This window comes from Burkholderia sp. SIMBA_051 (assembly GCF_046534915.1).
Classification (GTDB): Bacteria; Pseudomonadota; Gammaproteobacteria; order Burkholderiales; family Burkholderiaceae; genus Burkholderia; species Burkholderia ambifaria.
On sequence record NZ_JAWRXS010000307.1, the window covers coordinates 1 to 270 of the forward strand.

The 270-nt window shown below is 36.7% G+C and carries 1 pseudogene; it reads right to left on the reverse strand.

Features of this window, described 5'->3' with window-relative positions:
• Positions 1 to 270 (reverse strand): annotated as a pseudogene (locus SB771_RS34645) (sugar isomerase); the annotation flags it as partial.

Genomic DNA, 270 nt, shown 5'->3' on the forward strand with positions numbered 1-270 from the left:
GAGTTCATTAGGCTTTCAATCGGATCGGTTACGTTATGTGATTGATCTAACATGTAGTTAGGGTTAAAACCCTCTTGATTACGGTATTGCGCATCAACTAACTCATTAAAAATTAAGAACTGCTGATAAGGGTGTAGGCTACCACTATCAAGGTCATCATCACCGTATTTACTATCATTGAAATGGAAACCGCCCAATTTTTTAAATTGAATTAATCGAGATACAATCATTTCAATATTCACGTTTGGCGCATGGTGCCCTAAATCAACT